Source organism: Pseudomonas sp. ZS1P83 (assembly GCF_054897825.1).
This window is the reverse complement of sequence record NZ_CM142706.1, coordinates 3,982,020-4,001,316: the sequence shown is the minus strand read 5'-3', so window position 1 is coordinate 4,001,316 and position 19,297 is coordinate 3,982,020. Positions and strand designations below refer to the sequence as shown.

The 19,297-nt window shown below is 55.8% G+C and carries 15 protein-coding genes and 2 pseudogenes; 14 read left to right on the top strand and 3 right to left on the bottom strand.

Going from position 1 to position 19,297, the window contains the following annotated elements; translation table 11 throughout:
- From ACYZT0_RS19060 to ACYZT0_RS19030, 7 genes and pseudogenes are all read left to right on the top strand, one after another.
- Positions 1-2,046, top strand: coding sequence for a hypothetical protein (locus ACYZT0_RS19060; RefSeq protein WP_462042517.1), 2,046 nt, complete (start codon positions 1-3; stop codon positions 2,044-2,046).
- Positions 2,043-3,002 (top strand): hypothetical protein, encoded by a 960-nt coding sequence (locus tag ACYZT0_RS19055; protein ID WP_462042516.1) that lies wholly within the window; start codon positions 2,043-2,045, stop codon positions 3,000-3,002. The genes ACYZT0_RS19060 and ACYZT0_RS19055 overlap by 4 nt, the downstream gene beginning before the upstream one ends.
- Entirely contained in the window at positions 2,999-3,697 is a 699-nt protein-coding gene (locus tag ACYZT0_RS19050) for a hypothetical protein (RefSeq protein WP_462042515.1), read from the top strand. The genes ACYZT0_RS19055 and ACYZT0_RS19050 overlap by 4 nt, the downstream gene beginning before the upstream one ends.
- A complete protein-coding gene (locus ACYZT0_RS19045; RefSeq protein ID WP_462042514.1) occupies positions 3,690-4,604 on the top strand; it encodes a PD-(D/E)XK motif protein in 915 nt (304 codons plus the stop codon). The genes ACYZT0_RS19050 and ACYZT0_RS19045 overlap by 8 nt, the downstream gene beginning before the upstream one ends.
- A 172-nt stretch (positions 4,605-4,776) precedes the next feature.
- The gene (locus ACYZT0_RS19040; protein ID WP_462042513.1) at positions 4,777-6,429 is read left to right on the top strand and encodes a DNA cytosine methyltransferase; all 1,653 of its coding nucleotides are present in this window, start codon (positions 4,777-4,779) and stop codon (positions 6,427-6,429) included.
- Positions 6,430-6,590: 161 nt separating this feature from the next.
- A pseudogene (locus ACYZT0_RS19035) lies at positions 6,591-6,811 on the top strand (transposase); the annotation flags it as partial.
- A gap of 169 nt (positions 6,812-6,980) precedes the next feature.
- Positions 6,981-8,318, top strand: coding sequence for an IS4 family transposase (locus tag ACYZT0_RS19030; RefSeq protein WP_462042512.1), 1,338 nt, complete (start codon positions 6,981-6,983; stop codon positions 8,316-8,318).
- A 79-nt stretch (positions 8,319-8,397) separates the two neighbouring features.
- On the opposite strand, the gene ACYZT0_RS19025 is transcribed toward ACYZT0_RS19030, so the two are convergent.
- The 3 genes and pseudogenes from ACYZT0_RS19025 to ACYZT0_RS19015 form a co-directional block, all read right to left on the bottom strand.
- Positions 8,398-9,648, bottom strand: coding sequence for a ribonucleotide-diphosphate reductase subunit beta (locus tag ACYZT0_RS19025; protein ID WP_150657174.1), 1,251 nt, complete (start codon positions 9,646-9,648; stop codon positions 8,398-8,400).
- Positions 9,649-10,179: 531 nt separating this feature from the next.
- Positions 10,180-10,374, bottom strand: a pseudogene (locus tag ACYZT0_RS19020) (hypothetical protein); the annotation flags it as partial.
- Positions 10,375-10,563: 189 nt separating this feature from the next.
- Complete coding sequence (locus tag ACYZT0_RS19015; protein ID WP_038979415.1) at positions 10,564-10,827, bottom strand: DUF2790 domain-containing protein; 264 nt, start codon at positions 10,825-10,827, stop codon at positions 10,564-10,566.
- Between the two features lie 508 nt (positions 10,828-11,335).
- Between ACYZT0_RS19015 and acs the strand changes: the two genes are divergently transcribed.
- The 7 genes from acs to argR all read left to right on the top strand — a co-directional run bounded on the left by acs (position 11,336) and on the right by argR (position 19,290).
- The gene (acs, locus tag ACYZT0_RS19010) at positions 11,336-13,291 is read left to right on the top strand and encodes an acetate--CoA ligase (protein ID WP_462042511.1); all 1,956 of its coding nucleotides are present in this window, start codon (positions 11,336-11,338) and stop codon (positions 13,289-13,291) included.
- Positions 13,292-13,984: 693 nt separating this feature from the next.
- Positions 13,985-14,758, top strand: a complete 774-nt coding sequence (locus ACYZT0_RS19005) for an ABC transporter substrate-binding protein (RefSeq protein WP_149631275.1) — start codon at positions 13,985-13,987, stop codon at positions 14,756-14,758.
- Between the two features lie 90 nt (positions 14,759-14,848).
- Positions 14,849-15,538: an ABC transporter permease gene (locus ACYZT0_RS19000; RefSeq protein WP_462042510.1), complete on the top strand. Its 690-nt coding sequence runs from the start codon at positions 14,849-14,851 to the stop codon at positions 15,536-15,538.
- The gene (locus tag ACYZT0_RS18995; protein ID WP_462042509.1) at positions 15,535-16,233 is read left to right on the top strand and encodes an ABC transporter permease; all 699 of its coding nucleotides are present in this window, start codon (positions 15,535-15,537) and stop codon (positions 16,231-16,233) included. The genes ACYZT0_RS19000 and ACYZT0_RS18995 overlap by 4 nt, the downstream gene beginning before the upstream one ends.
- Position 16,234: 1 nt before the next feature.
- Positions 16,235-17,359, top strand: coding sequence for a M14 family metallopeptidase (locus ACYZT0_RS18990; RefSeq protein WP_462042508.1), 1,125 nt, complete (start codon positions 16,235-16,237; stop codon positions 17,357-17,359).
- 27 nt (positions 17,360-17,386) lie between these two features.
- A complete protein-coding gene (locus tag ACYZT0_RS18985) occupies positions 17,387-18,151 on the top strand; it encodes an ABC transporter ATP-binding protein (protein ID WP_008154324.1) in 765 nt (254 codons plus the stop codon).
- Between the two features lie 158 nt (positions 18,152-18,309).
- Complete coding sequence (argR, locus tag ACYZT0_RS18980) at positions 18,310-19,290, top strand: transcriptional regulator ArgR (protein WP_462036053.1); 981 nt, start codon at positions 18,310-18,312, stop codon at positions 19,288-19,290.
- Positions 19,291-19,297: the final 7 nt, after the last annotated feature.

Genomic DNA, 19,297 nt, shown 5'->3' with positions numbered 1-19,297 from the left:
ATGAAGTATCACAGCCTTCAACTGCAGCCCATGCAGGAATCTGGTGCATTCCTTCTTCGCGCGCTGCAGAACGAAGAAACGCCTCTTCTGGATCTGCTGGTACGTGAATCCATTCAGAATGCGCTCGACGCAGGACGCAACGGAAATCGAGCACTTCCGGTTTCGGTGGATTTCCATATTCGCGAGCATTCGCTGGACGCCATTGCCTCGACGTTCAGTGAAGGACTGAACCTGCAGATGCTCGAGAAACGTTATCCGCGTACTCCGAAACTGCTTGAAATTCGCGATTCGGGTACCGAGGGGCTGACTGGGCCGATGACCTTCGATAGCGTGGAAGCGAACGGTCAGCATGGCAACTTCCTGAAGCTTGCGTTCGAAATCGGTCGGACTCGCGCGGACGACGGTGCGGGCGGCTCGTGGGGATTGGGCAAGACCTGTTACTTCCGCATGGGCGCTGGCCTAGTTATCTACTACAGCCGGATCAAGACGGTCGAAGGGTATGAAGAGCGGCTGGTGGCTTCGCTGGTCGAAGATGAAAACCGTGTCGACCGCCTGCAGCTCACGACGCAAACCGGCATTGCCTGGTGGGTGGCGAATGATAGCTTGCGAGCAATCACTGCGCCGGAGCACATTCACGAAATCTTGGAGGCATTCGGTGCTCAGCCTTTCACCGGTAAAACAACTGGAACGGCAATCATCATTCCACTGCTCAAGGAAAACCTTCTGCCCGTGTTCGACGAAGAAAGAGGGCCGGCGCCATGGTGGTGCAGCAGTTATGAAGATTACGTGAATGTTGCGATCCAGCGCTGGTTCAATGCGCGGCTGGATAACCCCTTCTTCGCCAGTGGTAGATATCTGAGCGCATCGGTGAATGGCAAGGAGATCGCTAGTGCGGACATGTTGCCGATATTTCGAGTGAGTCAGTGCCTGTATGACCGCGCAGTAGGAGAGGCGCCTGAGGAGGAAGATTATCTGACGGCTAGAGGCGTCAAGAGTAATGATCTGCTCTGCAGACCTGTTCAGTTGCGCGGTGAATTTGTAAGTGGCAGTCAGGCGGGCTGGCTGCTTGCCTTGGCGATAACCCCGCGCCAGTTGCAAATGGATGCGCCAGACAACGCGCCCAGCCCAGAAACCTGCATCTTCTCCAAAACAGACAGCGGTGCGCCACATCGACCCATCATGACCTTCATGCGCTCGCCCGGTATGAACATCTGTTGGGATGACAGTATTGATTCGCGAGGCTGGGCCGGTGGATTCGCCGGTTTTGCGGACGGGCGATACGTTGTGGGGCTCTTTCTACCCGATTCGGAACAGCAGCTCCAGCCATCCGAAGCTCGAGGGTTACGTTCGACCATACAGAATCTCGAAGGGTATCTGAGGAGTTGCGAGCGTGCGGATCATGCAGAGTGGGTAGACGTAAACGGAGGGCGAGTCGTTGAAAAGATTCGTGCCCAGTGTGGCCGGGCCTTGAAGGATTTCGGCGTACCGTCCCAGCCCAGCGTGGCCGTCAAACCTTCGATGCGGATGTCACGCAAACTTGCCGAGCTCGTGCTGCCGAGCCGTGGGTTTGGTGCGGATGGGCGGTTTGGCAAAGCGGCGCCCCGTGCGGCCATCGGACAAGCTTCCAGAGGAGGTGCGGTGCCTACGCCCGAACTGGAGATAATGGAGGTTAGGCATACAGCATCCGCCATCGTCATGAAGTGGTGTTTGAGATGGGGGATGCTGCAGCCAAACATACCCAGGGAAATCACCGTTTCTGTAGATTCCGAAGTCGGGCCAATCACCTTTAATAACTGGCTCGATAGCGGACTCGGCACGTTCCCGTTTCAACTGGACTCACCCCGCATTAGTAGTGTGATCCCTTCTGTAAAAAGCACGGAAACTGCGAATGGAACCGGTGTCATGCTGAGGGTTGGTTCTGCGTTTATTCAACCGGGGCTCGTGCTGGAGGGGGAACTCCACGTCAGGATGACTGACTCAGGTGGCAAGTTGTTGCGGCCGGTGATCGGAGTTCGGATTTCGGATACAAATGGAGCGGCGGAGTGAGTACTCGACTGCCGCTATATCGAATGCTGAATGCGCCACTCGGCGGTGGAAGCGAGTCGGAAGTGAACTATGTCTTCCGGTCACATGACGGTCTTGATCCGGGCGCGACGGCGGTGAGTAACGATCAATATGCCTTGGGTAAGGATAGTGACTGGAACCCGGCTGAACATCCCTTGATGGTTGAATGTTTGATCGAGCGGGCGCCGCTTCTGGAGGCCATCTTTGGTCCCGACGGTGTAGCGAGCACGGACGCTAAGGTGTTGCTGGCGCTGGAATGGGCATCTGCAGATTCCTGCTGGCGAACGCTTGGGTCCGTTCATGACCTGCGGCACGACGAAGAGGGCGGGGCTGTGCTGCTCGACATCGAACTGGAGCCCGGGACTGTCAGAGGTAGCGGTTTTCTGTCGGTTCAAGCGTTTCTAGGCCAATACAAGGCAGCGTTCGCTCCCGGATTTGCGCATCAGCCAGGTTCACGACTAGGTCCGTTGGCACAACCAATCGAAATCGTCATTGACGGCGACGGCTCCCTTTTTCCGGTGCTAGAAGAGTCTTTGGGCGCAGAGGGACCACTGTGGCAGTTGAGAGCTTGTTGGAGTGATCCGCAGGACGAGCCATTCTCCAGCGACTACGTGGCCCTTGTACTTAACAACGCACATCCGCATTTCGAACAATTGCGCGACCGCCGGGCTTTAAATATCGAGCAGTCGCCGTTGATGCGTCAGGTGTTCGCAGCTTGGCTTGCGCTGGTCATTGCCCAAGTCAAGGAAGACATGGGCGCACAGTTCGATGCGTATCAGGGCGCGCCCGATGCCGATGAAGGTATCGCGAGTATCGCAGACGCAGTGCGCTCATTCATTCGATTGGGGAATCTGAATACAGGCTCACTTCCGGATTTGTTCATATCTACGCAATGCTGGCTTGATCACCGGGTCCGGGAACTGGAGAACGCGGCATGAGTTTCCCGACACTGAACCTTAAACTGTCGCAGCGCCACTTTGACGAGATGGTCAAAAGCGATGCGTTTCTCCCCGATATGTCCAACCCGGAACTGGAAAAAGTACGCCGCCAACTACTTGCCATTGTGTCGCTGTATGATCCAACTGCAAGGAGCAACGCTTCAGGTCCTGGCGCCTATGACATGAAAGTTGGCCTTGCCCTGTACCGAGTATTGGCAGAGGCTGGCATGGACATCCGCACCGCCGCAGATGATGGCTGGTGGCGCTTTCTTACCCTGCGCGTTCTGCCGGATTTGGTGAAAAGTCGTTGGGGCGGCACCCCGCCTGTGCGGTTCTGGAAGGGGCGAAGCCGCATCTGGTTACGGGCGATGTGGTGGACCGTTCACCTGACGTGGCAGGGCTCCGAGGAAAGCACTCGAAAAATACTGGAGAGTGTGACCACGGATACGGTCGTACAACTGGTCGAACGGCCTGGCAAGGGCGGTTTCAGGATTGATCTGACGCGGCTGATTTTCAGGATGCGAAGGTTGCGCAAACCATCTCAGGATCAGTTCAGGGCAATCATGAAGCTAAATACGGCGCAGATTGTGCTAAAGGAGCCCGTGTTCTGCGCAGGCGGTTTGTCTGGCTACGTCGACGCACTGTTTGCCGACGTGGGATGCGCACCCATCGATTTGAATAGTGATCATGACTGATTTACTGAAAGAGATTCAGGAAGGCTTCGCTAACCTTGACCAGAGTGGCCGTATTCTGCCCATCAAGGCGATGCCCGCAGCGTGCCCAGCGTGGGTCTTTCGTGAAGGTGACAGGTTCGGCGTTGCCGTTGAGTGCTCCGAACCCTTGGAGATTTCAGAAGGGTTCGCCGGCGCCAAGCTCCGGACAGTGGAACGGGTTGTCGCGGGAAAGCATCAGAGGTTCCTGCGGCTGGAGTCGTCCATTGAATGGCTCCGCAACGAGTTCGGTCTGATCTGCGAGCATATGATCAGCGTTGAATCCGGGATTGCTGTACGTCAAGCGCTGCTGGCAGACCCGTTAGCATGGTGGCAACGGTGGCGGCATTTGCTGGGCAATGCGTTGGTCGACAAGCATGGCTATGACGTGCTTGCTGAACTGCTGGCCTTGGAAGTGCTGGTCATCAAGGGAGCTACCTATGAGTGGAGCGGCCCCTTCGGCGGCGTAGTTGATATTAAGACTCCAACGACGGATTACGAGGTTAAGTCAACGATCAGTCGCTACGGGGCCGTGATCAACATCTCCGGGCAGTTCCAGCTGGCCGCCTCATCCGGTAAGCCGTTAAAACTGGTCCACTTCAGGTTCGAGCCGGTCAATGATGGTCTGTCGATCGATCTCATCTGTGATCGTCTCATTGCGCTCGGCGTCGACGCAGCCATGCTGGAGGGCGCGTTGCAGCGGCTCGGGATGGAGGCAGGATGTTCCGCTCGGAAAGAGGAATACAACCTGCTCGAGGCACGGTCCTATACAGTTGATGACAGCTTTCCCCGAATAACGCCTGCGAGTTTTATAGGTGGAGTGCTCCCAGAAGGCGTTGTTCAGTTTGAGTACAGAGTTGATCTTTCCGGTCTGAAGTCTCAGCCTTATTAGAGATTGACTTTAGTTTCGTCCCAAGTGGCGATTCGACGCTCCAGCCCGACTGTATTGAGGATGTGATCGTCGCGAGCGCGGCTGAAGTGCGCTGCTGTTCTAATCCTGGTAGAGTGTCGCGACTCGGCTGCCTACGCGGTTGCCATTCTTGATTTTTTGACCAATGATGCCCATGACTCAATACCAGAACCTTCTTTTCCCGCCGAGGGCGATCGCTGAGCCAGCTGTTGCAGTTGAGGACGCGATCCAGATCGTCGACCTTTTCGCTGGCCCTGGCGGTTTGGGTGAGGGTTTTTCATCCTCCGGTGATGGCCGTCATTTCGATATCATTGTTTCTGCCGAAATGGATCCTGTCGCCAGGAGGACGCTTAGACTGCGAGCTTTCTACCGCTTGCTCAAGCGCGAGTACCCTAAAGGACTCAAGGGTTACTACCAATACTGCAATGGCGAGGCAGCAGAGCCTAGCACCCCTGAAACAGCAGAGTTCTGGAGCCGGGCCGATCAGGAGGCACGGCAAATAACATTGGGTTCGGATGCAGGCGACAAGGAGTTGAATGGTCTCATCAACGACAGATTGAAAAAGGACGGGCGTCCGTGGGTCCTAATTGGCGGTCCTCCATGCCAAGCGTATTCACTCGCTGGTCGATCCAGAAACCAAGCCAAGCAGGGTTATGTTCCCGAGAATGATCATCGGCATTTTCTGTATAAAGACTATTTACGCATCATCAAGGATTATCGCCCTACTGTTTTCGTTATGGAAAATGTGAAGGGGATCTTGTCTTCAAAAGTTGGAGGTAAAGGGATCTTTGCTCAAATTTTGGAAGATTTGGTGGACCCTACAAAAGCATTAGATAACGCAGAAGGCGGCCAAAAATACAAGATTTGTTCTCTGGTTTCCGAAGAGTCATTCAGCTCTGCAGATTGCATGGACAGGGTAAATCCGAAGTCTTTTATTATCGAAGCAGAAAAATACGGAATTCCACAAGCTCGCCATCGTGTCATCCTTCTGGGGATAGCGCTCGACGAGCACGGTAATGTTCCGCCCCATGACCTTTTGAAAACAACCGACCCCGTATCGGTGAGGCAAGCTATTGGTGGTCTGCCCAAGCTTAGAAGCAAGCTGTCAAAGCGTTCGGATTCTCAAGAAGCTTGGTATCAAGCTGTTGCTGACGAAGTAGATGATTTGCTGCATCACGCAGAACTTGAAAGTGGCGAACTGATTGCGCCTCTGCGAGCTACTCGTCAAGCACTTTTCAATGCGCCAAAGAGTTCAGGTGGCGAACGAGTGCTAAAGGAGCAGGGTCAAGGTAGTACAGGTATACCATCCTTGGATGCTTGGTATCAGGATCCCAATATCAAGTATTGGATGAGTCACGATGCCCGCAGCCATATGCTGTCGGACCTGCGGCGATATGCGTTTGCGAGTACCTTCGCTGAGCACAACAAATACTCGCCCAAGGGGCATCAGCAATTTTCTCTTCCTGGTCTCGCTCCCGCTCACAAGAATTGGGAAAGCGGTAAGTTTAGTGACCGTTTCAGGGTGCAGCTTGCAGGGCTTCCTGCAACTACTATCACTAGTCATATCTCGAAGGATGGGCACTACTTTATTCACTACGACCCTGCGCAATGTCGAAGCTTGACCGTTCGCGAGGCCGCGCGACTTCAGACATTCCCAGACAACTATTATTTCGAAGGGAATCGAACCCAGCAATACCACCAAGTGGGTAATGCGGTACCGCCATTGTTGGCAAACAAAATAGCGAAAACTGTTTATGATGTTGTCTGTCGGCGGGTTGCCGAGTGCCTAGATGTTGCGGGTAAATGACCTGCGCAAAATGAATCACTCTTTAGTGCTGTAGAGTACTGATCGCATTTGGTCCCGAGTACGTAAAGCGCCTTTGCGAACACTTGCTATGATATCTAAGAGTTTCATCGCAGGGATCGCCAATGAAGCGCTTTATTCAAGAATAACCTCGAGACAAAGGTATCCTGCTTCCTGAAAGTCTCGACGACTACGTCAGCGATGCCAACCTGGTGCGCGTAGCAGAGTCTTCGTTGATGAACTTGACTGGTCAAAATGGGTTTGAAAGCGTTATACCAACCGACACTCGCCGACCTTCTTAGCGTCCCTCGGTCTTGTTGAAGATCTCCATCTACGGTTATCTCACCTCAGCCAGTCAAGCCGAAGTTTGGAGTGGGATGCAGAGACGCTTACATTGCTGTAGGCGTTTTAGTGGAGAAGGTTGAGTTGAGTAAGTATTTTCCTATTCAATAAAAAAGCCCCGATCAGATTGGCAATGCTGTTCACTTAAGGATTGTTGACTAATCCTCAGGCAGCAGGAAAATCCGGAATCTGATAAGGATTCCGGATTTTTTATGTCTGTTGCTCAGGATTTAAGCGCTGTTCTGGACTTCGCTGAACAGCCACTCTCACGCCTTGAGGTGTTCACCGATCACATTCCTCATGATTGGATCACCGCTGCGGCCGCTCTGGCGGACAAAGCGACTATCCGACGTCGACGCTTGCCTTCGGACATGGTCCTTTGGCTGGTAGTGGGGATGGCGCTTTTCAGAGGCGAGCCAATAGTTGAGGTCGCTCGCCGACTCAATATCTGCGCCGACGGCCTTGCCAATGAGGTGCTTTTGGCCAAAAGCGGCCTCTCTCAGGCGCGCCAGCGCCTGGGCAATCAACCTGTGGCTTGGCTATTTCAACAGTGCGCCAATGTCTGGGGATACGAGCGCTACCCGCAAGACGACTGGCACGGTCTTCAAGTCTTTGCCGTCGATGGTGCCTTGTTCCGAACAGCGGAAACGCCACAATTGCGGGAACACTTTGGCTCAGGAAACACCTCCTCTGATCGCCAGACTCCGTACCCGGTGCTGCGTCTTGTTGCGTTGATGAACGCCCGTTCTCACATCATCGCCAATGCTGCCATCAGCCCCTACCGTAAGGGGGAAATCCCACTGGCCAGGGACTTTGTAGAGAGCATACCCAGTCACTCGGTGACATTACTGGACAAAGGTTTTTTCAGTGCAGATTTGTTGTTGAGTATTCAAAACGTTGAGGAAAACAGGCATTGGATGATCCCGGAACGCAAGGGGACGGTTCGAACGGAGGTTGAACATTATGGCGATGGCGATTATCTGGTGCAGATGAAGGTCTCGCCGCAGGCGCGTAAAAAGAATCCGGTTTTACCTGAGTACTGGCAGGTACGGGCCGTTACCTACGAGGTCGAAGGAAAAGAAAAGACCGTCTTCACCTCACTGCCGGCTTCACACTTCAGCGCCGAAAAGGTCGCGACCCTTTATCACGAGCGGTGGGAAATCGAGTTGGGTTTCAGGGATATCAAAAGCTCGATGCAAGACAATGCCTTGACCCTGCGCAGCAAGACCGTGGATCTGGTGTATCAAGAGTTGTGGGGACTGTTACTGGCTTACAACGTGGTACGTCGGGAAGCCAGTCAGGCTGCTGTTGCTCACAAGCGAGCGCCGAGCGATGTGAGTTTCAAATTTGCCTGTCGGCACATCGCCAGCCATCTGGTGGTCATGGCTGGAGCAGTGTCGCCGTCACACACACCAAGACGTCTGGAGGAGCTTCGCGGCAGCATCGGTGTGCTTTTCATAACAAAACGCCCCAGACCGGCAAGGCCCAGGGCGGTGAAGATGTCAAAAACCCGGTATCCAGTTAACCGCAAGGCTGCTCCGCTTAAGTGAACAGCATTGCGATCAGATTGGGGCTTTTAGTATTTTGATTTGTCGATTTAATCGTCAAATCGCGGCAAGCTCAAGGGAATCAATCCCAGCTCAACGCACCGCCGGTTTGGTATTCAATAACCCGCGTCTCAAAGAAATTCTTCTCTTTCTTCAAGTCCATAATTTCGCTCATCCAAGGGAACGGATTCGTCGTCCCTGGATACTCTTCCTTCAAACCAATCTGGCTCAAACGACGGTTAGCGATGAACTTCAGATAGTCCTCCATCATCGCCGCATTCATCCCCAACACCCCACGAGGCATAGTATCCCGAGCGTATTCAATCTCCAGCTGAGTCCCCTGCAGAATCATCTGGCTCGCTTCTTCCTTCATTTCAGCATCCCACAAGTGTGGGTTTTCGATTTTGATCTGGTTGATCACGTCGATGCCGAAGTTCAGGTGCATGGACTCGTCGCGCAGGATGTATTGGAACTGCTCGGCGACGCCGGTCATTTTGTTGCGGCGGCCCATGGAGAGGATCTGGGTGAAGCCGCAATAGAAGAAGATGCCTTCCAGAACGCAGTAGTAGGCGATCAGGTTGCGCAGCAACTCTTTGTCGGTGTCGACGGTGCCGGTTTCGAACTTTGGATCGGAGATCGAACGGGTGTATTTCAGGCCCCAGGTGGCTTTTTTCGCGACCGATGGGATCTCGTGGTACATGTTGAAGATCTCGCCTTCATCCATGGCCAACGATTCGATGCAGTACTGGTAGGCGTGGGTGTGGATCGCCTCTTCGAACGCCTGGCGCAGGATGTACTGGCGGCATTCCGGGTTGGTGATCAGGCGGTATACGGCCAGCACCAGGTTGTTGGCAACCAGGGAGTCGGCGGTGGAGAAGAAGCCGAGGTTGCGCATGACGATGCGGCGCTCGTCGTCGGTCAGGCCTTCCGGGTCTTTCCAGAGGGCGATGTCGGCGGTCATGTTGACTTCTTGCGGCATCCAGTGGTTTGCGCAGCCGTCCAGGTACTTCTGCCAGGCCCAGTCGTACTTGAAGGGGACGAGCTGGTTGAGGTCGGCGCGGCAGTTGATCATGCGCTTTTCGTCGACAGCCACACGGGCGGAGGCGCCTTCAAGTTCGGCGAGGCCTTCGGCGATGTCGAGGTTGTCCAGGGCAGCTTTGGCACGGGCGATGGCGGCGGAGTCGGACGCGGTTACAGCGCGGGCTTCTTGAGCAGCGACGCCACCAGCAGTGTCGAGGCGGTCCATGTTGGCTTCAGTTGCGTGGCCGGCGTTGGCGCCTTTAACCACGGTTTCGCCGCTGTCTTCTTTGTCGAATTCGTCCCAGCTCAGCATGACGTGTCGTCTCCTGCGTGAGGGCCAGATGCCCGTGTGAAAACTGATAAGTTGGTTTTTCACACGACCGTACTGGCCGCATTGGATCTAAAGGAAATCGTTTTTTGCAGCAGTACAACGCAGGCAATAAACAGAATTTTGTACGGGTGTTCTGAGGCCACTGACGGGCGCAGAAAATGTGAACAGCTTCTGCGTGGGCTTCAGACTGGCTTGTTTCCCCTGTAAGGGAATATTGCAGGCCCGATTTACGCCGCATTATAGGGAAATTTTCGGCCGCGTGGTGCGACGAAGTGGCACTGAGAAGGGGAGGTAGGGGGCGTTTTTTGGCCGGAGTGAGGGTTTACAGGGCTTTGGCTGGATGTCGCGAGTGAAGATTTTTTTTCATAAATTTTGGCTAGCCATTTTTTTGTTCAAAAAACAGCCAAAAAACCGCGTAATTCACTACATGTTGTGTTTTGAGTCGCTTTTCTAAGGCTCCAGACACAACTAAACCCGACCGAAGTCGGGCTGTTAAGTCTCGCTTGATGATCAGCTGAGGCGAGCGGCACCCACGTGATCTGCGCCATCGGCAGCGACTTTGGCTGCGCCGGTGCGATCAAAACCGTCAGAAGCGACAGCCGCTTGCGTGGTGTAAGCACCCGAGCCAGTGCGGTCGTAGCCGTCAGCGGCGAAGGTGTTAGCGGCCAGGACAGAGAGGGTCAGGGCGAGGATCAATTTGGCTTTCATGGTAGTGGCTCCAGGTTCGTTGGCGTTTTGTGCCTTGGGTGTGGAATTCATATTACGCCAGATAATTTGATTAAAAAGCGCAAATAAATGCTTAAAACAATCGTATAAATCGATATGTAAGGTTCGGCGCTTCGTCTGCCTTAAACAGCGGGCGGGAGGGTCGAACCTTGGGAAAGTGAGAGCGGTTGATCAGCCGTTAGAGCAGCCGTTACCCATAACGCTGTAGCGCAGAATGTGGCGTTGACCTTTGGAATCGTCGTATTCCATTTTCGCCGGAACAACTTCGCAGACGTTCGGGATTTCGCTCATGGAGATAACTTTGGCGATGTCCAGATGAGTGGAGTAAGTGTATTCCTCGATGGCGGGTTGTTGCTGCGCGACATCAGTCGGGACCTCGTCTGCCATGGCGGTTGCGCACAGGCTGCTGAGGGCCAGAACTAATAAAGCTTTCATTTCAAATTTACCTTTTAGAGGTCGAGTGGGGTCACGCAACCTTTTTGGGGTTGCGTGTGGAACTTAAGTACTAGGTTTTGGATTAACTGCCTTCGTGGGGGCTGAAACTTGGTTAATCACGTTGCCTTGTTGGCGAGGCTGATTCTAGGCGGGGGGGCTGCATTCATATAGGTGGGCTTTTGATAAACACTATTGGCATATCCTGTAACAATCCCCGGAAAGCGATCTTTGGCTCGCTGATGAAGCCAATGATCGTTCCCACGCTCCTGCGTGGGAACGCCTCAAGGGACGCTCCGCGTTCAGTGACGCGGAGCGTCACGGGCTGCATTCCCACGCAGAGCGTGGGAACGATCAATGAAAGCCCCTGAAGTCACCGCCCTTGAGCGCCTCGACGCGGTATAGCCACATTTTGTAGGGGCTTGTTACTACCATCGTCGAATGGTTCTATAGGCCCAGCCCGGCTAAAACAGGGTCATACAAAAACAACTATTCCACCGAGGTAAGAAAGATGAGTGCGGCTTCTCTGTATCCCGTTCGTCCCGAGGTTGCGGCCAACACGCTGACTGATGAGGCGACCTACAAGGCCATGTACCAGCAGTCCGTCGTCAACCCGGACGGCTTCTGGCGCGAGCAAGCCAAGCGCCTCGACTGGATCAAGCCTTTCACCACGGTGAAACAGACTTCCTTCGACGATCACCATGTCGACATCAAATGGTTCGCCGACGGCACCCTGAACGTTTCCTACAATTGCCTCGACCGTCATCTGGCCGAGCGCGGCGACCAAATCGCGATTATCTGGGAAGGGGATGACCCTGCTGAAAGCCGCAACATCACCTACCGCGAGCTGCATGAAGAAGTCTGCAAGTTCGCCAACGCCCTTCGCGGCCAGGATGTGCATCGCGGCGACGTGGTGACTATCTATATGCCGATGATCCCCGAAGCCGTGGTCGCCATGCTGGCGTGTACCAGGATCGGCGCGATTCACTCGGTGGTGTTCGGTGGTTTCTCGCCGGAAGCCCTGGCTGGCCGGATCATCGACTGCAAATCCAAAGTGGTGATCACTGCCGACGAAGGCATTCGTGCCGGCAAGAAGATCCCACTCAAGACCAACGTCGACGATGCGCTGACTAACCCGGAAACCAGCAGCATTCAGAAAGTCATTGTGTGCAAGCGCACCGGTGGCGACATCAAGTGGAACCAGCATCGCGACATCTGGTACGAAGACCTGATGAAAGTGGCAGGCACTGTGTGCGCGCCGAAAGAAATGGGTGCTGAAGAAGCGCTGTTTATCCTTTATACATCCGGTTCGACCGGTAAGCCGAAGGGCGTGCAGCACACCACCGGCGGTTACTTGTTGTACGCGGCGATGACCCACGAGCGCGTATTCGACTACCGTCCGGGCGAAGTCTACTGGTGCACCGCCGACGTCGGTTGGGTTACTGGCCACACTTATATTGTCTATGGCCCTCTGGCCAATGGCGCGACCACCTTGCTGTTCGAAGGTGTGCCGAATTACCCGGACATCACCCGGGTGGCGAAAATCGTCGACAAGCATAAGGTCAACATTCTCTACACCGCCCCTACCGCAATCCGCGCGATGATGGCCTCGGGCAAGGCTGCCGTTGAAGGCTTCGATGGCAGCAGTTTGCGTTTGTTGGGTTCGGTCGGTGAGCCGATCAACCCGGAAGCGTGGGATTGGTATTACAAGAACGTTGGCCAGTCCCGTTGCCCGATCGTCGACACGTGGTGGCAGACCGAAACCGGCGCGACCCTGATGAGCCCGTTGCCAGGTGCGCACGCGCTCAAGCCGGGTTCTGCTGCACGACCATTCTTCGGCGTGGTACCCGCGTTGGTGGATAACCTGGGTAACATCATCGAAGGCGTTGCCGAGGGCAACCTGGTAATTCTCGATTCGTGGCCAGGTCAGGCGCGCACGCTGTATGGCGACCATGACCGCTTCGTCGATACCTACTTCAAGACGTTCCGCGGTATGTACTTCACCGGTGACGGTGCGCGTCGTGATGAAGACGGTTACTACTGGATTACCGGTCGCGTGGATGACGTGCTCAACGTGTCCGGTCACCGCATGGGCACCGCCGAGATCGAAAGCGCGATGGTCGCCCACCCGAAAGTTGCCGAAGCGGCCGTGGTCGGTGTGCCACACGACATCAAGGGGCAGGGCATTTATGTCTACGTCACTCTGATCGGTGGCGAAGAACCGAGCGAACAACTGCGCCTGGAACTGAAAAACTGGGTACGTAAAGAGATCGGTCCGATTGCCTCGCCGGATGTCATCCAGTGGGCACCGGGTCTGCCGAAAACGCGTTCGGGCAAAATCATGCGCCGGATTCTGCGCAAGATTGCTACGGCTGAATACGATGGGTTGGGGGATATCTCCACCCTGGCGGATCCGGGTGTGGTGCAGCATTTGATTGATACGCACAAGACCATGAACGTCGCTTAACCTGCCGTTCCTGAGTCATCGAAGCCCTGTCAGGTGTTGAGCCTGGTGGGGCTTTTTGTTGCTTGATGTTTTTGTGTTGGTAGTGCGGGCCTCTTCGCGGGCAAGCCTCGCTCCTACAGGGATTGAGGTATACATAAATGTGGTGATCAAATCCTGTAGGAGCGAGGCTTGCCCGCGAAGGCGATCTGTCAGACGCCACATCAACAACGCCCAATAATTATCGGCTTCATCTGTAGGCCTATTCCCACTGTTACCCATCACCTTTCAAGTAACTGAATGTGTAACCGCGCGCTCCCATACGGGGCATTGGGAAACGCGAAGCCCCGTCATTTGGCCTCTCCAGTCCACATAAAAATAAGACACAACGCTGCGCTTGCCGGATTAGAAGGGTTTGCCAATAATAGGCCCGCAATTTGCAGGATAGATCGGTTAACTGTCTTTTTCTCCTGCATGAAATTGCAAGGCTGTCAACGCGCTCAAGCGGCTTTCTCGGTGCTTCTGTAATTAGTTGTCGCATTGAAGAAATATCGGCTTCGGGCCTGTCGTTAGAATGCCGATCACTCGCTCGTTGTTGCTCGCGTTGAAACAAACGCGCGATTCCTACGACGCAGCACCGCTTTTCGGTTCCACTCATCTGCATATTGGGCTGTCGCTCACTCTGCCGTTTTAGCCCTTTACCGATGGAGTCCCAAGATGAAGAAACTCGTGCTGCTTGGCGCCCTGGCACTGTCCGTGCTGTCCCTGCCGACTTTCGCCGATGAAAAGCCTCTGAAAATTGGTATCGAAGCGGCTTACCCTCCGTTCGCTTCCAAAGCGCCGGACGGCAGCATCGTTGGTTTCGACTACGACATCGGCAACGCTCTGTGTGAAGAGATGAAGGTCAAGTGCGTTTGGGTCGAGCAAGAGTTCGACGGTCTGATCCCTGCACTCAAAGTGCGCAAGATCGATGCGATCCTGTCGTCCATGTCGATCACTGAAGACCGTAAGAAGTCCGTGGACTTCACCAATAAGTACTACAACACCCCGGCTCGTCTGGTCATGAAGGCCGGCACTCCAGTCAGCGACAGCCTGGCTGAGCTCAAGGGCAAAAACATCGGCGTGCAACGTGGTTCGATCCACGAGCGTTTCGCCCGTGAAGTCCTGGCCCCGCTGGGCGCCGAGATCAAGCCTTACGGTTCGCAGAACGAAATTTATCTCGACGTCGCTGCCAGCCGCCTCGACGGCACCGTGGCAGACGCTACGCTGCTGGATGACGGTTTCCTGAAAACCGACGCCGGCAAAGGTTTCGCCTTCGTTGGCCCAGCCTTCACCGACGTCAAATACTTCGGCGACGGCGTGGGTATCGCGGTTCGCAAGGGTGACGCGCTGAAAGACAAGATCAACACCGCGATCACTGCCATTCGCGAGAACGGCAAGTACAAGCAAATCCAGGACAAGTACTTCGCCTTCGATATCTACGGCAAGTAATACGTCCCGGTGACAAGTCCGAATGGCGCAAGCAACAGGATCTCTGAGGTTTGCGCCATTTTTTCATCCCAACTTTCGAGGACCTGAATCATGTTGAAAGGCTACGGGGCTGTCATCCTCGATGGCGCATGGCTGACGCTTCAGCTCGCCTTGTCGTCCATGGTCTTGGCCATTGTTCTGGGTCTGATCGGCGTTGCGCTGCGTCTGTCCCCAATTCGCTGGCTGGCCTGGCTGGGCGACCTGTATTCCACGGTGATCCGCGGGATTCCCGATCTGGTGTTGATCCTGCTGATTTTCTACGGCGGTCAAGACCTGCTCAACCGCGTTGCACCGATGTTCGGTTTTGACGACTACATCGACTTGAACCCGTTGGCCGCCGGTATCGGCACCCTGGGCTTCATCTTCGGTGCGTACCTGTCGGAAACCTTCCGCGGCGCCTTCATGGCGATTCCGAAGGGCCAGGCTGAAGCCGGCATGGCGTACGGCATGAGCAGTTTTCAGGTGTTCTTCCGGGTGTTGGTGCCGCAGATGATTCGCCTGGCGATTCCGGGCTTTACCAACAACTGGCTGGTATTGACCAAGGCCACCGCGCTGATTTCGGTGGTGGGTCTGCAAGACATGATGTTCAAGGCCAAGCAGGCGGCAGATGCTACCCGCGAGCCTTTCACCTTCTTCCTCGCAGTGGCGGCGATGTACCTGGTGATCACCAGTGTCTCGTTGCTGGCATTGCGTCACCTTGAGAAGCGCTACTCGGTAGGCGTAAGGGCGGCTGATCTATGATCTTCGACTACAACGTCATTTGGGAGGCCTTGCCGCTGTACTTCGGCGGCCTGGTGACCACCCTCAAATTGCTCGCGCTGTCGCTGTTTTTCGGCCTGCTGTGCGCCTTGCCGCTGGGCTTGATGCGCGTCTCGAAGAACTCGGTCGTCAACATGAGCGCCTGGCTCTACACCTACGTGATCCGCGGCACGCCGATGCTGGTGCAGTTGTTTTTGATCTACTACGGTCTGGCGCAATTCGAAGCGGTGCGTGAAAGCGTCTTTTGGCCGTGGCTGTCCAGCGCCACGTTCTGTGCGTGCCTGGCGTTCGCGATCAATACCAGCGCCTACACCGCCGAAATCATCGCCGGCAGCCTGCGGGCTACACCGAACGGTGAGATCGAAGCCGCCAAGGCGATGGGCATGTCGCGCTACAAAATGTACAAGCGGATCCTGCTGCCGTCGGCCCTGCGCCGGGCGCTGCCGCAGTACAGCAACGAAGTGATCATGATGCTGCAGACCACCAGTCTGGCGTCGATCGTGACCCTGATCGACATCACCGGCGCTGCGCGCACGGTCAATGCTCAGTTTTACTTGCCGTTCGAGGCGTACATCACGGCGGGCGTGTTCTACCTGTGCCTGACCTTCATTCTGGTGAAGCTGTTCAAACTGGCCGAGCGCCGCTGGCTGGGCTATTTGGCCCCGCGGAAGCACTGATATGGAACGCATCGATCATTCATTGCCGTGGAGCCACCTGGGTAGCGAACGCCAGATTTCGGTGTTCTGTTTCGGTAATAGGGAGCGCAGTGGCGGGCGCAAGGCCTATATCCAGGCCAGCCTGCACGCCGATGAATTGCCGGGCATGCGCACAGCCTGGGAGCTGAAAAAACGCCTGACCGAACTCGAAGCTCAAGGCTTGCTGAACGGTGTGATCGAACTGGTGCCGGTGGCCAATCCACTGGGCCTCGGCCAACTGCTTCAGGGCAATCATCAAGGGCGTTTTGAGGCGGGCAGCGGCAAGAACTTCAACCGGGATTTCGTCGAGCTGAGCGCGCCAGTGGCCGCCGAGCTGGAAGGGCGCCTGGGTGATGATCCGCACGCCAATATTCAGCTGATCCGTCAGACGATGAGCGATGTGCTCGCCGCATTGCCGCCCGCCGCCAGTCAGTTGCAAGGCATGCAGCGCATTTTGCTCAGCCATGCCTGCACCGCTGATGTCGTGCTGGATCTGCACTGCGATTGCGAAGCGGCGCTGCACATGTACGCCTTGCCGCAACACTGGCCGCAGTGGCGTTCGCTTGCTGCGCACCTGAACGTGAAGGTGGGTCTGCTGACGGAAGATTCCGGCGGTAGCTCATTCGACGAAGCTTGCTCGCTGCCGTGGTTGCGTCTGTCGCGTCAGTTTCCTGATGCGCAGATTCCCCTGGCCTGCCTGGCGACGACCATTGAATTAGGTGGTCAGGCCGACACCGGTCGCGCTGAAGCCTGTGCTTACGCCGAAGGCATTCTGGCGTTCCTCGCCGAACAAGGCTTGATCAGCGGCGAATGGCCAAAACCTGCACAAGACGCGTGCGAGGGCATGCCGTTCGAAGGCACCGAATTGTTGTTCGCGCCGCACCCTGGCGTGATCAGTTATTTGCGTAAACCCGGTGAATGGATTGAAGCCGGCGACGAGATTTTCGAAGTGATCGATCCGTTATCGGATCGGGTCAGCACGGTGTGTGCTGGTACGTCCGGGGTGCTGTTTGCCATTGAACGGCTGCGTTATGCCCAACCCGGTTTCTGGCTGGCCAAGGTGGCGGGGCGCGAAGCGCTGCGTCACGGGCGCTTGCTCAACGACTGACTGACTGTTTTTGTGAGAACCGACCGCATGTACAAACTTGAAGTCCAAGACCTGCATAAACGCTATGGCAGTCACGAAGTGCTCAAGGGCGTGTCCCTGAAAGCGGCGGCTGGCGATGTGATTAGCATCATCGGCTCCAGTGGCTCCGGCAAAAGTACTTTCCTGCGCTGCATCAACCTGCTCGAGCAGCCGCACGCGGGCAAGATTCTGCTCAACAACGAAGAGCTGAAACTGGTCGCCAACAAGGACGGCGCACTGAAGGCAGCCGACCCGAAACAGCTGCAACGCATGCGTTCGCGCCTGTCGATGGTGTTCCAGCATTTCAATCTGTGGTCGCACATGACCGCGCTGGAAAACATTATGGAGGCGCCGGTCCACGTGCTCGGCATGTCCAAGGCCGAAGCCCGCGAGAAGGCCGAGCACTACCTGAACAAGGTCGGCGTGGCACATCGTAAAGACGCTTACCCTGGCCACATGTCCGGCGGCGAACAACAGCGTGTCGCGATTGCCCGTGCGCTGGCGATGGAACCTGAGGTGATGCTGTTCGACGAACCGACGTCGGCGCTCGACCCGGAACTGGTCGGCGACGTGCTGAAAGTCATGCAGGCCCTGGCGCTGGAAGGCCGGACCATGGTGGTGGTGACGCACGAAATGGGCTTCGCCCGTGAAGTGTCGAACCAGCTGGTGTTCCTGCACAAAGGTGTCGTCGAAGAAAGCGGCAACCCGCGTGAGGTGCTGGTCAATCCACAGTCCGAACGCTTGCAACAATTCCTCTCGGGCAGCCTGAAATAATCAGGACTGCCGTTGTGCACAGGGATAGTGCATGCTTCCCAATTTAGAGGCTGACCCCGATCCCCTGTGGGAGCTGTGTTGGTTTTGAGATTTACGTTCATTTACGGGCTAGCATTGGCCCATGCCTTCATCACTGTTTTCGTTTCGGATTGCCCGCCATGACTGCCCATCGAATTGGTTTCCTGATCTGGCCCAGCACTAAAGCACTGACGCTTGCGCTGGCTGAGGAGGCCTTGCGTGTTGCCCAGCGTGTGCATCCGGACGTTGTCTACGAACTGTCGTTTTTGCAGGCCGAACCGCCGACCGAAGGTGCCTGGCAATTGCCGGGTGAGCCGTGGGCCGGCAAGCTCGAAAACTTCCAGAAACTGTTCCTGCTCGCCGACGAGCCACCGACCTCACTCGCGCCGGCGCTCAGCAGTTCGCTGAAACAACTGGTGCGTGCTGGCTGTGTGATCGGTGCTTTGTCTGCCGGTGTTTACCCGTTGGCTCAACTGGGTTTGCTCGACGGTTATCGCGCTGCCGTGCATTGGCGCTGGCAGGACGATTTCACCGAACGTTTCCCGAAAGTCATCGCCACCAGTCATCTGTTCGACTGGGATCGCGATCGCCTGACTGCGTGCGGTGGCCTGTCGGTACTCGATCTTTTGTTGGCGGTGCTGGCCCGTGATCACGGCGCCGAACTGGCGGGTGCCGTGTCCGAAGAGCTGGTGGTCGAGCGCATCCGCGAAGGCGGCGAACGCCAACGCATTCCTCTGCAGAACCGCCTCGGTTCCAGTCATCCGAAGCTCACCCAGGCGGTGTTGCTCATGGAAGCCAACATCGAAGAACCGCTGACCACCGACGAAATCGCCCAGCACGTGTGCGTGTCCCGTCGGCAGTTGGAGCGGATCTTCAAGCAATACCTCAACCGCGTGCCGAGCCAGTATTACCTGGAATTGCGCCTGAACAAGGCCCGGCAGATGTTGATGCAAACCAGCAAGTCGATCATCCAGATCGGCCTGTCGTGTGGCTTCTCTTCGGGGCCGCATTTCTCCAGCGCCTACCGCAACTTCTTCGGTGCTACGCCGCGGGAAGATCGCAACCAGCGGCGCAGCAGCAGCCCGTTCGAATTGTCGTCGGTGCCGTCCGAGCGTGGGTGATTCCTTA

Bases quoted from the DNA above. Each gene is read 5' to 3' on its own strand.
- ACYZT0_RS19030 (WP_462042512.1), top strand. From the start codon at position 6,981: ATGTCTGTTGCTCAGGATTTAAGCGCTGTTCTGGACTTCGCTGAACAG.
- ACYZT0_RS18990 (WP_462042508.1), top strand. From the start codon at position 16,235: ATGGAACGCATCGATCATTCATTGCCGTGGAGCCACCTGGGTAGCGAA.
- ACYZT0_RS19025 (WP_150657174.1), bottom strand. From the start codon at position 9,648: ATGCTGAGCTGGGACGAATTCGACAAAGAAGACAGCGGCGAAACCGTG.
- ACYZT0_RS19015 (WP_038979415.1), bottom strand. From the start codon at position 10,827: ATGAAAGCTTTATTAGTTCTGGCCCTCAGCAGCCTGTGCGCAACCGCC.
- argR (WP_462036053.1), top strand. From the start codon at position 18,310: ATGACTGCCCATCGAATTGGTTTCCTGATCTGGCCCAGCACTAAAGCA.
- ACYZT0_RS19060 (WP_462042517.1), top strand. From the start codon at position 1: ATGAAGTATCACAGCCTTCAACTGCAGCCCATGCAGGAATCTGGTGCA.
- ACYZT0_RS19045 (WP_462042514.1), top strand. From the start codon at position 3,690: ATGACTGATTTACTGAAAGAGATTCAGGAAGGCTTCGCTAACCTTGAC.
- acs (WP_462042511.1), top strand. From the start codon at position 11,336: ATGAGTGCGGCTTCTCTGTATCCCGTTCGTCCCGAGGTTGCGGCCAAC.
- ACYZT0_RS19000 (WP_462042510.1), top strand. From the start codon at position 14,849: ATGTTGAAAGGCTACGGGGCTGTCATCCTCGATGGCGCATGGCTGACG.
- ACYZT0_RS19050 (WP_462042515.1), top strand. From the start codon at position 2,999: ATGAGTTTCCCGACACTGAACCTTAAACTGTCGCAGCGCCACTTTGAC.
- ACYZT0_RS18985 (WP_008154324.1), top strand. From the start codon at position 17,387: ATGTACAAACTTGAAGTCCAAGACCTGCATAAACGCTATGGCAGTCAC.
- ACYZT0_RS19040 (WP_462042513.1), top strand. From the start codon at position 4,777: ATGACTCAATACCAGAACCTTCTTTTCCCGCCGAGGGCGATCGCTGAG.
- ACYZT0_RS18995 (WP_462042509.1), top strand. From the start codon at position 15,535: ATGATCTTCGACTACAACGTCATTTGGGAGGCCTTGCCGCTGTACTTC.
- ACYZT0_RS19005 (WP_149631275.1), top strand. From the start codon at position 13,985: ATGAAGAAACTCGTGCTGCTTGGCGCCCTGGCACTGTCCGTGCTGTCC.